General features: G+C 61.2%; 7 protein-coding genes and 2 pseudogenes. 1 reads left to right on the top strand and 8 read right to left on the bottom strand.

Annotated features, from left to right (window positions below):
* Positions 1 to 295: 295 nt before the first annotated feature.
* On the top strand, positions 296 to 571 hold the full coding sequence (locus ASC74_RS27670) for a DUF6124 family protein (RefSeq protein WP_056745773.1): 276 nt from the start codon (positions 296 to 298) through the stop codon (positions 569 to 571).
* Positions 572 to 621: 50 nt separating this feature from the next.
* On the opposite strand, the gene ASC74_RS27665 is transcribed toward ASC74_RS27670, so the two are convergent.
* The 8 genes and pseudogenes from ASC74_RS27665 to ASC74_RS32490 all read right to left on the bottom strand — a co-directional run.
* Positions 622 to 960 (bottom strand): hypothetical protein, encoded by a 339-nt coding sequence (locus tag ASC74_RS27665; RefSeq protein WP_056745772.1) that lies wholly within the window; start codon positions 958 to 960, stop codon positions 622 to 624.
* Positions 961 to 1,108: 148 nt separating this feature from the next.
* Positions 1,109 to 4,660: a type I secretion C-terminal target domain-containing protein gene (locus ASC74_RS27660; RefSeq protein ID WP_056745803.1), complete on the bottom strand. Its 3,552-nt coding sequence runs from the start codon at positions 4,658 to 4,660 to the stop codon at positions 1,109 to 1,111.
* Positions 4,661 to 4,707: 47 nt separating this feature from the next.
* Positions 4,708 to 5,418 (bottom strand): immunoglobulin-like domain-containing protein, encoded by a 711-nt coding sequence (locus ASC74_RS31730; protein ID WP_056745770.1) that lies wholly within the window; start codon positions 5,416 to 5,418, stop codon positions 4,708 to 4,710.
* Positions 5,419 to 5,420: 2 nt separating this feature from the next.
* A pseudogene (locus ASC74_RS32790) lies at positions 5,421 to 6,116 on the bottom strand (immunoglobulin-like domain-containing protein); the annotation flags it as partial.
* Between the two features lie 15 nt (positions 6,117 to 6,131).
* Positions 6,132 to 9,051: pseudogene (locus tag ASC74_RS32505) on the bottom strand (immunoglobulin-like domain-containing protein); the annotation flags it as partial.
* 1 nt (position 9,052) lies between these two features.
* A partial coding sequence (locus tag ASC74_RS32500) for an immunoglobulin-like domain-containing protein (RefSeq protein ID WP_330219792.1) occupies positions 9,053 to 12,042 on the bottom strand: 2,990 nt, incomplete at its 3' end.
* Positions 12,043 to 12,095: 53 nt separating this feature from the next.
* On the bottom strand, positions 12,096 to 13,844 hold the full coding sequence (locus ASC74_RS32495; RefSeq protein ID WP_056745764.1) for an immunoglobulin-like domain-containing protein: 1,749 nt from the start codon (positions 13,842 to 13,844) through the stop codon (positions 12,096 to 12,098).
* 4 nt (positions 13,845 to 13,848) lie between these two features.
* Positions 13,849 to 14,838, bottom strand: a 990-nt coding sequence (locus ASC74_RS32490) for an immunoglobulin-like domain-containing protein (RefSeq protein ID WP_330219791.1), incomplete at its 3' end; no start/stop codon positions are given.
* Positions 14,839 to 14,842 lie beyond the last annotated feature (4 nt).

The raw sequence follows: 14,842 nt of genomic DNA, 5'->3' as shown, positions 1-14,842 counted from the left end.
TGTTGGTGAACTTGTTCCGGCCAAAGCGCAGGTCTAGTCTGGCTTTGTCACCGAATAATCGGTGACACGGACGTGCAAGTCCGGGTAAAAGACGACGCGCAACGCCATTGGTTACTTGGCGAGCAGATTCATGCTCGCAGTGCCTCTTTTATGGCGGCTGTGCGCGGGAGATCTTTCTTTCGAGAATTATCTGCCGGGGTCCGTCTGCCCGGTCTTGCACACTCGCGCACAGCTGCCACCCTATTCGCGTGCAAGCGAACGGTAGTAGCTCCCAATACACAGATGGAGATACAACATGTTCAAAGTAACGCCAAATCCTCCGGAGCCCCGCAAAGGCTACCTCTTCACCGTCTCGCCCGACATCGGCTCCGAAACCCTTCTCGCCAACGCCTCTGAAGACCTGCTCTCCATCAGCGCCATCGCCGCCGATCTGGCCGACGACGTCGAAGGTACACGCCGGTGCGTCGCGCTGGCGCTTAGCCGAATGGCTGACGGGGTTCATTTAATGGTGGAGCGGGTGCTGGATCACCTTGAATCGCCAGAGCTGGCGCCGGATCCGGTCAAGGTTTAGCGCACATGATCGTTCCCACGCAGAGCGTGGGAACGATCTGTGTGTGGGCGTTAGATCAATCCCGTCTCATCATCATCGATCAATTGACTCAACCCGCCCAACGCTTCACGGGCCTGGGTCCGGTCCATCAGCTTGGCTTGTGCGGCCGGCGGCAGGTCGGTGACGCGGATCACGCCTTTGCTGGTCAGCACCTGGATCAAGTCGTCGAGTACCCGGATCATTTCCAGGTCGCTCTGCTTGAGCTGTTTGAGGCTGGTTTCCACTACTTCATTGGCATACCAGGCCTGGATTTCATGGTGGTCGGCCGGCAGTGTTTCCGTGGCCTCGGCGTAGGCCGCGGCTTCCACGCGCACTAACTGACCTTGCGCATCGCGTTGCACGTAGAACATTGAACATCCCTCGGAAATGGACCAGCGTCATGCTGTCAGCAGCATAGGCCAACTGGACGCGAGTATGCGGTGCGGCGACGAAATCGTCACCGGGGTGTTGGGCGCAAACGTGACGGCCGCCCCATAAGGGCGGCCGTTTTTCGTTGGATCAGGTGTTGTTGTGATCGATTTTTATGGTCGGGTCACTGCCGGCAATCAACGAGTGAATGTTGGCGGTGGACCAGTTGTTGCCTTCCAGTTTGATCGTCACATCCGGTGCTGCTGCTGCAGCGTCGGCTCCGGCGCCGTTGAACTTGCCGGCGGAGCTGACTTGCAGGGACGAAACGCCATCCACGGTGGTGATCTTCAGGAAGTTGTCGATGGTGCTGCCGGTTTCACCCTGCAGCAGATCGCGCAGGTCGATGCGGTCGCCCTCGCTGGCCTTGAAGTCCTTGATCACGTCGCTGCCGGTGTCACCAGCCTTCCAGACGAAGGTGTCGGCACCTGAGCCGCCGATCAGAATATCGTTGCCCTGACCGCCCATCAGCGAATCGTTACCGCTGCCACCGAGCAGGATGTCATTGCCCTTGCCGGCGTCGAGCAGGTCGTTGCCACCCTGGCCGAAGAGAATGTCATTGCCGGCACCGCCCAGCAGCGAGTCATTACCGTCATGTGCCCCGGACACATCGAACGCGGTGTAGTGCTCGGTGATGAACTGGTGCACGTTGCTGGTGCTGACTTTGCTGACGTCCACGCCGGTTTGCTGGGCAACGAACGCCTGCATGGCCTGATAACCCTCGCCTGCAACGCCGTTGAAGCTCACCAGGTCGCCGAACAGGATGTCGTTGCCGTCGCCGCCATTGACCGTGTCTGCACCTGGCATCGTCGCTTCGGTATGGCCGATGATCGAGTTGGCCAAGTCTTTCGGGTCGATGTTGGTCTGCGGCGTTTTATCCGAGTCGTACGGCTTCAGATCGGCAAGGGTGACGTCCTTGTTCAAGCCGATGGCTTCTACTGTCGACACCTTGCCCAGCAGCGCGAAGCTGTCGGTGGAGTTGTCGGTGGTGGTCCAGCTGGTGCTGTTACCGCTGCCCGCCAGGCTGGACAACTCGTACGTGCCATCGCCTTGAGCATGAACCGTGCCCAGGGTGCTGGAACTCCAGCCGCTGCCGCCCCACCACGAATCACCGTAGGTTTTCAGTGTCACGGTTCCCGAACTATTGATATTCAGAATGTGTGTACTGTCGATGTTCACAGTGAACTGGTCGCCCGGCTTGTAGTTGCTGGCTTTCACTACATCATCAAGCTTCACATCGCCGTACAGCGTCGGGTTGGTCTGCTCGCCGTTCTGGTAGTACGTCGGCTGGCCGTCGGTGATGAAGTAGGTCAGGTTCTTCGCCCCGGTGTTGGCAACGGCATCGGCGCTCTGGAACCAGTTGGCCGTGGTTTTGAACACGTCCTCGTAGTTGGTACCGCCGCCGGAAGCCATCGAATCCAGTACCGATTTGAGCAAGGTCAGGGCATTCGGGTCGTTCAGGTTCACCGACACCGACTTGTTGACCTGGTTGTCGAAGTCCGCCAGGAAGATATTCACCGTCCCCGAATTGCCGCCCATGCTCTGCTTGAGGGTGTTGAACACCGAGGTCAGCGAGTCCTTGGCTGAGTTGATCGACGACGCGCTCATACTGCCCGAGCTGTCGACCATGAACGCAATGTTGTAGTTGGTGCCCGGCACCACGGTCAGCCCGCCGATATCGGCGACCATGATGTCGTTGCCGTCAGTGCCGGTGATGGTGTCGTTGGCCGCTGTGGCGGTGACAGCGTTGTAGACCGTCGGGTAAACCGTCACCGGGATCGTCGCGGTGCTTTGCGCCGAACCGCCGAGCGATTCGGTGGAGGTCGAGGTCACGGTCAGGTTGAACTGGCCGTTGTAGTACGGTGGCGGAGTGACGGTCAGGGAGCCGAGGTTCCAGCCCGTGACGTTGGCTTCGCCGGAGGTCGCGCTGGCGGTGAAGGTGTGGCCGGCGCCATCGGTCAGTATCGAGCCCGCCGGAATCCCGCTGATTTTCACGCTCAGGCTTTCGGAGCCGTCGATATCAGTCAGGGCCGTCTTGATCGCGGACAGATGAACGCTGGTCCCTTCCGCGGCTTCATTGAGTTTGTAGCCTTCGTAGTAGCCTTCGCCGCTGGTGCCGTGCAAATCGGACACCGTCACGCCGGAAGCGGCGAGATCCGCCACGCCGGTGTACAGCGGCACGCCGGCGCTGCTCAGGTCGACCGCGGCGCTGCCGTTGACCGACAGGTTGACGTCATAGTTACCCGGGCCGCTCTGGTTGTGGTGGTAGATGTCCAGGGTGTAGTAACCGCTGGTGGTCGGGGTGAACGAACCGTTCAGACTGCCGCCCGCGCCCCACGTCGTGGCCGCCACGTTTTTACCGCCGATGGTCACCAACAGGCTGTCATCGCCGGTGCCGCTGAAAGTGTAAGTCTTGCCGGCTTCGAGGTAGATCAGCCCGGAGGTTTTCGATGCCGTGCCAGCCGCGACGCTGCCGTCAGACTGCACGTTGGTCACCGTGCCGCTGGAGTTTGGTTTGCCCGCGCCGTCAATGACACTTTTCAGGGTGCCGGTGTTTGCGCCGCTGCCATCGGTGCCGAGGCCCGACAAGCCGGTCCAGACCTCTTTGATCAAGCCCGTCGAGGTTACGTTGTTGCTGGCGACGTTCAGCGTTGGTGCATCCGCCACCGGGGTGATGTCGACTTTCAAGGTCGCTTCGGTGCCCTGGTTGAAGCCGTCGGTAGGCTTGAACTTGATCTGCGCGTAGTCCGCCGCCTGGTTACCCACGCCGGTGCCGCCATATCCGTTGGCGCCCGATGCGTTGGTGGCCGGCACAAAGGTCAGTTTGCCCAGCGCGATATCCGCCTGGCTGATGGTCTGGCCCAAGGAGACCTGCATACCGTTGAACAGCAGGGTGCCGCCGGCCGATACCTGAGTGATGGTGATGCTGAGCGGGCTGTCGTTATCGACGTCGGTGACCTTGAAGTTGTCCCAGGTCAGGGTGATGGTCGAATCTTCGAGACCGGCGACAGCTCCGCCAACGGACACCGGCGCGTGGTCGTTGTCGACGATGTTGGTGCTGACATCGTTATGGGCCGAGTCGATCACCAGGCTCTCGAAATTACCGCCGCTGACCGAATCAATGGCGATCTTGAAGTTCTCGGTACCTTCGACCAACTTGTCATGAATAGTATTGATGTCGAAACCGACACTGTTGCTGTTGGCTGGAATCTTGACGGTCACCACACCGGTGTAATCCACGCCATTGGTCGCGGTGCCGGTGTATTTCAGGGTGACCGTCACTTCGGTCTGAGCGGTATTGCTCAGGGTCAGCGTGTAATGCGCAGCCTGGCCTTCGTTCACCGACGTAGCGCCGCTGATGCCAAGGGTGGTTTGCTCACCCTGGCCCGAAGGCTCGTCGGTGACGGTCGTGGTGAGTTTTGCGTCGTTCAGGGTCAGTTTTTCGAAGTTGTCGCTGCCGGTCACCGATTCCAGTTTGTTGACCAGCGAGGTTTGCCCGCCGGTGTACACGTCATCCTTGGTGACCACGGTCGCGGAGCCGCTGGTGCTGTTGGCCGGTACGGTGACGATTGTGCCGTCGGTCAGCTTGAAGGTCAGCGCATCGTGGTTGCCGATGGCGATCCCGTCTTTGTTGGTCAGGGTCACGGTGTAGGTGACCGAGCCGCCTTCGGCGACGGTGGTTTTGTCCACGGTCAGTCTTTGTTGGTCAGGGTCACGGTGTAGGTGACCGAGCCGCCTTCGGCGACGGTGGTTTTGTCCACGGTCAGCTTGGCGACGACTTCGCTGAGGGTGTCGCTGATTTGCACGGTGCCTGCGGTATCGCTGAGCACGAGGTTTTCGAAGGTCTTGCCGGTGACGGTCGCATCGGTGACTTTCAGGTTCAGAGGCCCGCCGTCTTTGAAGACGTCTTCGCCTTGAATCGGAGCGGTGTAGATCGCCTGGGTCTGACCGGCCACGATGGTGACCTTGCCGCCATTGCTCAGGGTCACGTCGAGGTTGTCACTTAGCGCCCGATCAATTTTGACGGTGAAGGCTGCGCCAACGTTTTCAGCGACTCCGCCCTTGCCGTCGATGCTCACGGTCACCTTGTCGCCCTGGCCCGAAGGTTCGTCGGTGACGGTCGTGGTGAGTTTTGCGTCGTTCAGGGTCAGTTTTTCGAAGTTGTCGCTGCCGGTTACCGATTCCAGCTTGTTGACCAGCGAAGTTTGCCCGCCGGTGTACACGTCATCCTTGGTGACCACGGTCGCGGAACCGCTGGTGCTGTTGGCCGGCACGGTAACGATTGTGCCGTCGGTCAGCTTGAAGGTCAGCGCATCGTGGTTGCCGATGGCGATCCCGTCTTTGTTGGTCAGGGTCACGGTGTAGGTGACCGAGCCGCCTTCGGCGACGGTGGTTTTGTCCACGGTCAGTGGTTGCCGATGGCGATCCCGTCTTTGTTGGTCAGGGTCACGGTGTAGGTGACCGAGCCGCCTTCGGCGACGGTGGTTTTGTCCACGGTCAGCTTGGCGACGACTTCGCTGAGGGTGTCGGTGATGACCACCGACGCCGGGTTACCCACCACCAGATTTTCCAGCGCAGTGCCACCGGAGGTTGCGCCGCTGATGCCCAGCGTCGCGGTGCCGCCGTCTTTGTAGACGTCCTCGCCTTGCGGCGCCAGGGTGTGGACCTTTTCCGTTTCGCCTGCGGCGAAGGTCACCGTCTGACCGTCGCTCAACTTCACGGTCAGGGCAACAGCCTGGGCCTTGTCGAGCTTGATGGTGAAGCTCGGCGCCTGGTTTTCCAGTACCGCGCCGTTGCCGACGATGGTGATGCCGACTTTGTCGCCCTGGTTGTCGATTGAGGTACCCGAACCTGATTCGTCCGTCACGGCGGTTTGTGTCGAATTCTGAGCCAGGGTCAGTTGTTGGAAGTTGTCAGCACCGCTGACGCTTTCGAGTTTGTTGACGATGGCCGGTTGACCGCCCATCAGGATGTCGTCCGGGGCGTTAATGCTGAACGAGCCCGACGCCGCGTTGGCCGGTACTTTGACGAGTGTGCCGTCGGACAGCTTGAAGGTCAGCTCGTCGTGGCTGCTGATGGCGATCCCGTCCTTGTTGGACAGGGTCACGGTGTAAGTGATCTGGCCACCTTCGGCCACGGAGGTTTTATCCACCGTGAGGGTTGCGACCACTTCGCTGACGGGGGCCGTCGGGTAAACCGTGACCGGGATCGTCGCGGTACTTGGCGCCGAACCGCCGAGGGTCTCGGTGGACGTCGATGTGACGGTCAGGTTGAACTGGCCGTTGTAGTTCGCCGGCGGGGTCACGGTCAGGGTGCCGAGGCTCCAGCCGGTGACGTTGGCTTCGCCGGACGTCGCGGTCGCGGTGAAAGTGTGGCCGGCGCCATCGGTGAGGACCGATCCGGCTGGGATGCCGCTGATCTTCACGCTCAGGATTTCGGAGCCGTCGGTGTCGGTCAGTGCGGTGTTGATGACGGACAGGTGAACGCTGGTACCTTGCGCGCCTTCGTTGAGTTTGTAGCCTTCGTAATAGCCTTCACCGTTACTGCCGTGCAGATCGGAAACCGTCACGCCTGCATGGGTAAGGTCGGCAACGCCGGTGTAGATCGGCACGCCAGCACTGCTCAGGTCGACCGCCGGACTGCCGTTGACGGACAGGTTGACGTCGTAGTTTCCCGGGCCGTTCTGGTTATGGTGGTAGATGTCCAGCGTGTAGTAGCCACTGGCAGACGGTGTGAACGAACCGTTCAGGTTGGCCCCGGCGCCCCACGTAGTGGCTGCGACGTTCTTGCCGCCAATGGTCACCAGCAAGCTGTCATCGCCAGTGCCGCTGAAGGTGTACGTCTTGCCGGCTTCGAGATAGATCAGCCCGGAGGTTTTCGACGCGGTGCCTTGGGCCACATCGCCCTCGGATTGCACGTTGCTGACGGTGCTGCTGGAGTTCGGCGTGCCCGCGCCATCGATGACACTTTTCAGCGTGTTCGTCGCTGCGCCATTGCCATCGGTGCCCAGGCCCGACAGACCGGTCCAGACCTCTTTGATCAGGCCCGTCGAGGTTACGTTGTTACCGGCGACATTCAGCGTTGGCGCATCCGCCACCGGGGTGATGTCGACTTTCAGGGTCGCTTCAGTGCCCTGATTGAAGCCGTCGATAGGCTTGAACTGAATCTGTGCGTAATCCGACGCTTTGTTACCTACGCCGGTTCCGCCGAAACCATCGGCGCCTGATTCATTGGCGGCGGGCACAAAGGTCAGTTTGCCCAGCGCGATATCCGCCTGGCTGATGGTCTGGCCCAAGGTGACCTGCGCGCCGTTGAACAGCAGGATGCCACCGCCCGATACCTGGGTAATGGTGATACCCAGAGGGCTGTCGTTATCGAGGTCGGTGACCTTGAAGTCGTTCCAGCTCAAGGTGATGGTCGAATCTTCGAGACCGGCGACAGCACCGCCGGCAGACACAGGCGCGTGGTCGTTGTCGGTGATGGTGACGCTGGTCTTGTCGGCGCTCAGTACCAGGTTTTCGAAGGTGTTGGTGCCCGAGACGCCCGTCAGTTGATTAACCACCGTCACCGGCTGGTTGACGTAGTGGTTGTCCTGGGTGGTCACCACGGTGCTGCCGCTGGTTTGGTTGGCCGCGACCTTGACCACGGTGCCGTCAGTCAACGTAAAGGACAGGTCGCCATGGTTATTGACCGGCAGGTCATCGGCGTTGGTCAGGGTCACGGTGTAGGTGACTTTGCCGCCTTCGGTGACGCTGGCGTTATCCACCGTCAGTTTGGCGACCACGTCGTTGATCGTGTCAGTGATGTCCGTGGACACCAGCGACTTGTCCGGCACCAGGCTTTCGAATTTGCCGCCGCTGAACTCATCGATGCTGGCGGTGACTTTGCCGGCGTCCAGGTACACGTCGTCTTTCGGTGCGTCCACGCTGACGTGGCCGGACACAGCATCCTTGAGGATGGTGATGATCGCGCCGTTGCTCAGTTTCACGGTCATGTCGCTGCCGGCGGCATGGGACAAGGTCGCGGTGTAGACGATTTGCCCGCCTTCCTGCACCGAACCGCTGGCGCTGAGGGTCAGGCTGGTGGTGTCGGCGGTGTCGGTTACTTTGGTGACGACGGCGGAGCGGTCGGTGTCGAGTTGTTCGAAGTTGCCGCCAGTGCTGTCCGCGATCGCTGCCCTGACGGGCGATGCGCCGGTGTAGACATCATTTGGCACGGTGTACGGCGCCGAACCGCTGGACTCGCCGGCCTTGATGTTGATCACCAGGCCGTTGTTCAGGGTCACGGTCATCGCCGTGTCGGCCGGGTGGTTCAGTGTCGCGGTGTAGACGATCTGGCCACCTTCGCTGACGGTGCTCACATCGGCACTGAGCTTCAGCGTGGTGGTGTCGGTGGTGTCATTGACGGTGGTGGTGTGGGTGGTCTTGCTGACGTCGAGCTTCTCGAAGTTGCCGCCGTCGGTGCTGGCGATGCCAACGGTGATCTTGCTGCCGTCCTTATAGGCGTCATCGGCCGGTGCAGGAACGGTAATGGAGCCTGACTTGTCGCCGGCCTTGATCACGACGCTCTCGCCGTTGCTTAGCTTGACCGTCATATCAGTGCCGGCGGCATTGCTGAGGTTGACGGTGTAAGTGATCGTGCCGCCCTCGACCACGTAGTCGCTGGCGGTCATGGTCACCTTGGTGGTGTCCACGGTATCGCTGACAGCGGTGTCCGCCGGTTTGCTGTCGACGACCAGTTTTTCGAAGTTACCGCCCTTCGCATCATCAATCTTGACGCTCAGGGAGCCGCCGCCAGCCAAGGCATCGTTTGGCGCGGTGAAGTTCACGCTGGCGCTGCTCGAACCGACCGGAATTGTAATGGTCTGGCCGTTGGACAAGGTCACGACCACCGGCGAACCAGTGACTTCAGCCGACACGGACGCGGTGTAAACCACGGTGCCGCCTTCGGCGACAGTGCCGTTGGCGGTCGTCAGGCTGACCGTCGACGTGTTGATCGTGTCAGTCACCTCAGTGACTGCCGCCGCCGGGCTGGTGNGTGCCGCCTTCGGCGACAGTGCCGTTGGCGGTCGTCAGGCTGACCGTCGACGTGTTGATCGTGTCAGTCACCTCAGTGACTGCCGCCGCCGGGCTGGTGACCAGGTTCTCGAAGTTGCCGCCGGTAGCGGTGCTGATCGTGGCGCTGACTTTGCCGGCGTCGATGTAGGCATCGTCTTTCGGCGCGGCGACGGTGACGGAACCGCTGGTAGCGTTGGCGGCGATGGTGATGACTGCGCCGTTGCTCAGGGTGACAGTGACCGGAGTGCCGGCCGCATGGGTCAGGTTCGCGGTGTAAACGATGGAGCCGCCTTCAGCCACCGAATCTGTAGCGGTCAGGCTAACCGTCGTGGTGTCAGCCGTATCGGTAATCGAGGTGTTCGCCGGCTTGCCGTTAACTTCCAGCTTCTCGTAATTACCACCCTTGGCATCGTCGATTTTGACGCTCAAGGAGCCGCCGCCCACGAGGGCATCGTTTGGCGCGGTGAAGTTCACGCTGGCACTGCTCGAACCGACCGGAATGGTGATGGTCTGGCCGTTGGACAGGGTCACGACCACCGGCGAACCAGTGACTTCAGCCGACACGGACGCGGTGTAAACCACGGTACCACCTTCGGCGACAGTGCCGTTGGCGGTCGTCAGGCTGACCGTCGAGGTGTTGATAGTGTCAGTCACTTCCGTGACTGCCGCCGTCGGGCTGGTCACCAGGTTCTCGAAGTTGCCACCGCTGGCTTCCTTGATGGTCGCTTCAACTTTGCCCGCGTCTTTGTAGACGTCGTCTTTCGGTGCGGCCACGCTGACATGGCCGGACACCGCATCCTTGAGGATGGTGATAGTCGCGCCGTTGCTCAGCTTCACGGTCATGTTGCTGCCGGCGGCCTGGGACAGGGTCGCGGTGTAGACGATCTGGCCACCTTCCTGCACCGAGCCGCTAGCGCTCAATGTCAGGTTGGTGGTGTCAGCGGTGTCGGTGACTTTGGTGACGATGGCCGAGCGATCGGTGTCCAGTTGTTCGAAGTTGCCGCCGGTGGTTTCCTTGATCGAGGCAAGGATGTCCGCTGCGCCGGTGTAGACGTTGTTCGGTACGGTGAAAGACGCAGAGCCGCTGGACTCGCCGGCCTTGATGTTGATCACCAGACCGTTGCTCAGGGTCACGGTCATCGCCGTGTCCGCTGGGTGGTTCAGGGTCGCGGTGTAGTTGATCTGACCACCTTCGCCGACGGTGCCCACGTCTGCGCTGAGTTTGAGCGTGGTGGTGTCGATCGTATCTTTGACGGTGGTGATGTGCACGGCTTTGTTGACGTCGAGCTTCTCGAAGTCGCCGCCGCTGGTGCTGTCGATGCGGACGGTGATTTTGCTGCCGTCCTTGTAGACGTCATCGGCCGGGGCAGAAACGGTAATGGAGCCGGATTTGTCGCCGGCCTTGATCACGATGCTTTCGCCGTTGCTCAACTTGACCGTCATGTCGCTGCCAGCGGCATTCGTCAGGTTGGCGGTGTAGGTGATGTTGCCGCCTTCAAGCACCTGACCGCTGGCGGTCATGGTCACTTTGGTGGTGTCCAGGGTGTCGCTGATGGCGGTCGAGGTCGGGGTCTTGTCGGCGACCAGATTCTCGTAATTGCCGCCGGTTACATCCTTGATCGCGTTGGTCAGCGGCTCGTGGCCGACCAATGCGTCATTCGGAGCTTTGACGGTGATCGAGGCCGTGCTTTCACCGACTGGGATGGTGATTTTTTCACCGTTGGACAGGGTGACGACCACGTCCTTGCCGGTGACCTTCGAGGTCACGGAAGCGGTGTACACCACGTTGCCGCCTTCGGCTGCGGTGGGCGTTGCCTTCAGGCTGACCGTTGACGTATTGAGGGTGTCAGTCACTTCCGTGACCGCCGCTGCCGGGCTGGTGACCAGGTTTTCGAAGTTGCCGCCGCTGGCGCCTTTGATGGTCGCTTCGACTTTTCCCGCATCTTTATAGACGTCATCGGCAGGTGCCTTGACGGTCACGGAACCGCTGGTGGCGTTGGCGGCGATGGTGATCACTGCGCCGTTGCTCAGGGTGACAGTGACCGGCGTGCCAGCCGCGTGGGTCAGGTTCGCGGTGTAAACGATGGAGCCGCCTTCAGCGACTGAATCGGTAGCCGTCAGGCTAACAGTCGTGGTGTCCACCGTATCGGTAATCGAGGTGTCCGCCGGCTTACCGTTAACTTCCAGCTTCTCGTAATTGCCGCCCTTGGCGTCGTCGATCTTGACGCTCAGCGAGCCGCCACCGGCCAGGGCATCGTTCGGCGCGGTGAAGTTTACGCTGGCGCTGCTCGAACCGACCGGAATGGTGATGGTTTGACCGTTGGAAAGGGTCACAACCACGGGCGAGCCAGTAACTTCAGCAGACACGGACGCGGTGTAAACCACGGTGCCGCCTTCGGCCACAGTGCCGTTGGCGGTCGTCAGGCTGACCGTCGACGTGTTGATCGTGTCAGTCACCTCGGTGACCGCAGCTGCGGGGCTGGTCACCAGGTTTTCGAAGTTGCCGCCGCTGGCGTCCTTGATGGTCGCTTCAACTTTGCCGGCATCTTTGTAGACGTCATCGGCAGGTGCCTTGACGGTTACGGAACCGCTGGTCGCGTTGGCCGCTATGGTGATCACGGCGCCGTTCGACAGGTTCACGGTCACTGGAGTGCCGGCAGCGTGGGTCAGGTTCGCGGTGTAGACGATCGAGCCGCCTTCAGCCACTGACCCAGTCGCGCTGAGGCTAACCGTCGTGGTGTCCACCGTATCGGTAATCGAGGTGTCCGCCGGCTTGCCGTTAACTTCCAGCTTCTCGTAATTGCCGCCCTTGGCGTCGTCGATCTTGACGCTCAGCGAGCCGCCACCGGCCAGGGCATCGTTCGGCACAGTGAAGTTCACGCTGGCGCTGCTGGCGCCAACCGGAATGGTGATGGTTTGACCGTTGGAAAGGGTCACGACCACCGGCGAACCAGTGACTTCAGCCGACACGGACGCGGTGTAAACCACGGTGCCGCCTTCGGCGACAGTGCCGTTGGCGGTCGTCAGGCTGGCGAACCGGTGACCGGCGCGCCGACCGACGCGGTGTAAACCACGGTGCCGCCTTCGGCGACAGTGCCGTTGGCGGTCGTCAGGCTGACCGTCGACGTGTTGATCGTGTCAGTCACCTCAGTGACTGCCGCCGCCGGGCTGGTCACCAGGTTTTCGAAGTTGCCGCCGGTGGCGTCCTTGATGGTCGCTTCAACTTTGCCGGCATCTTTGTAGACGTCATCGGCAGGTGCCTTGACGGTGACGGAGCCGCTGGTAGCGTTGGCCTCGATGGTGATCACGGCGCCGTTCGACAGGTTCACGGTTACTGGCGTGCCGGCCGCGTGAGTCAGCGTTGCGGTGTAGACAATCGAACCGCCTTCAGCGACCGAATCCGTAGCGCTCAGGCTCAGGGTGGTGGTGTCTTTGACGTCGGTTACCGACGTGACTGCCGGGGTTTGATTCGCCACCAGGTTTTCGTAGTTGCCACCGGTGGTGCCGTCGATTTTCACGCTCAGCGAACCGCCGCCAGCCAGTGCGTCGTTCGGTGCGGTGTATTTCACGCTGGCGCTGCTGGCGCCGACCGGAATGGTAATGCTCTGGCCGTTGGACAAGGTCACGACAACCGGCGAACCGGTCACTGGCGCATTGACCGAAGCGGTGTACACCACGGTGCCGCCTTCAGCCACAGTGCTGTTGGCCGTCAGACTGACTGTCGAGGTATTGAGGGTGTCGGTCACGTCGGTAACCGCTGGCGTCTTGTCGGTCACCAGGTTCTCGAAGTTGCCGCCGGCAGTCTTGGTGATGCTGGCTTCGACTTTGCCGGCGTCTTTGTAGACGTCATCCTTCGGTGCGGCGAAGTTCACCGAACCTGTGGTGGCATCCTTGGCAATGTGGATCACCGCGCCGTTGTTCAACGTCACGGTCATGGCGGAGCCGGCGGCGTGGGTCAGGGTCGCGGTGTAGACGATCGAACCGCCCTCGGCGACCGAACCGGTGGCGCTCAGGCTCAGGCCGGTGGTGTCTGCCGAATCGGTGACGGTGGTAACCGCCGGCGAATGGTCGGTGACGACTTTTTCGAAGTTGCCGCCGCTCTGGCTGGCAATCGTAGCCTGGACTTTGCCGCCGTCGATGTACGGGGTGTTGGCCGGTGCAGCGAAGTTGACCGAGCCGGTGGTGGCGCCGGCCGCGATGTTGATCACGGCGCCGTTGCTCAACTTCACGGTCATCGCCGTGTCTGTCGGGTTGCTCAGGGTCGCGGTGTAGGTGATCTGGCCACCTTCGCTGACGGTGTGGCTGGCCGACAGCGACAGGGACGTGGAGTCGACCGTGTCTTTGACGGTGGTGGTCACTGAGGCTTTGCTGATGTCGAGATTTTCGAAGTTGCCGCCGGTAGCATCCGTCATCGTTACGGTGAGCTTGCCGGCATCCTTGTGGACGTCATCGCTTGGCGCCGCGATGGTCACCGATCCGCTGGTTTTGCCGGCGTCGATGGTGATGGTCTCGCCGTTACTCAGCTTGATGGTCACTGGCGTTTGCGCGGCGTTGGTGAGGGTCGCGGTGTAGGTGATGTGCGAGCCTTCGAGCACCGACTTTTCAGCGCTGAGGGTCAGGTGTGTGGTGTTGTTGGTGTCTGCCACGTTGGTCACGGCCGGGGTCGGGCTGGTGACCAGGTTTTCAAAGTTGCCGCCAGCGGCGTCCTTGATGGTGACTTCCAGTTTGCCGGCGTCCTTGTAGACGTCGTCTTTCGGTGCATCGACTTTCACGGTNAAAGTTGCCGCCAGCGGCGTCCTTGATGGTGACTTCCAGTTTGCCGGCGTCCTTGTAGACGTCGTCTTTCGGTGCATCGACTTTCACGGTGCCGGTGGTTTTGCCGGCATCGATGGTGATGGTCGCGCCGTTGCTCAACGTCACGGTCACCGGGGTGCCGGCCGCATGGGTCAAGGTGGCGGTGTAGGTGATCTGGCCACCTTCTTTGACGTTGCCAGTGGCGCTCAGTGACAGGGTGGTGGTGTCGACGGTGTCGGTCACGCTGGTGCTGACCGGGGTTTTATCGGCGACCAGGTTTTCGTAGTTGCCGCCGCTGACTTTGGTGATCGAATTGGTCACCGGCGCGTGGCCGCTGAGCACATCGTTGGAGACCACAGCATTGACCGTGCCGCTGCTTTGGCCAATGCCAATGGTGATGGTCTGACCGTTGGACAAGGTCACCACCACCGGCGAACCGGTGACCGGTGCGCCGACCGAGGCGGTGTAAACCACGGTGCCGCCCTCGGCCACGCTGCTGCTGCTGGCGGTCAGGGTGACGGTCGAGGTGTCGACGGTGTCGGTGACGGTGGTGGTCACTGACGCTTTGCTGATGTCGAGTTTTTCAAAGTTGCCGCCACTGGCATCCGTCATCGTCACAGCGAGCTTGCCAGCATCTTTGTAGACGTCATCGCTTGGCGCCGCGATGGTGACCGAACCGGTGGTTTTGCCGGCTTCGATAGTGATGGTCTCGCCGTTACTCAGCTTGACGGTCACTGGCGTTTGCGCGGCGTTGGTGAGGGTCGCGGTGTAGGTGATGTGCGAACCTTCGAGTACCGACTTTTCAGCGCTGAGGGTCAGGTGTGTGGTGTTGGTGGTGTCCGCCACGTTGGTCACGGCCGGGGTCGGGCTGGTGACCAGGTTTTCAAAGTTGCCGCCAGCGGCGTCCTTGATGGTGACTTCCAGTTTGCCGGCGTCCTTGTAGACGTCGTCTTTCGGTGCATCGACTTTCACGGTN

The sequence above is a fragment of the Pseudomonas sp. Root329 genome (assembly GCF_001424925.1).
In the GTDB taxonomy this organism is placed as follows: Bacteria; Pseudomonadota; Gammaproteobacteria; order Pseudomonadales; family Pseudomonadaceae; genus Aquipseudomonas; species Aquipseudomonas arabinosi.
This window is presented reverse-complemented; position numbering and strand designations above follow the sequence as displayed.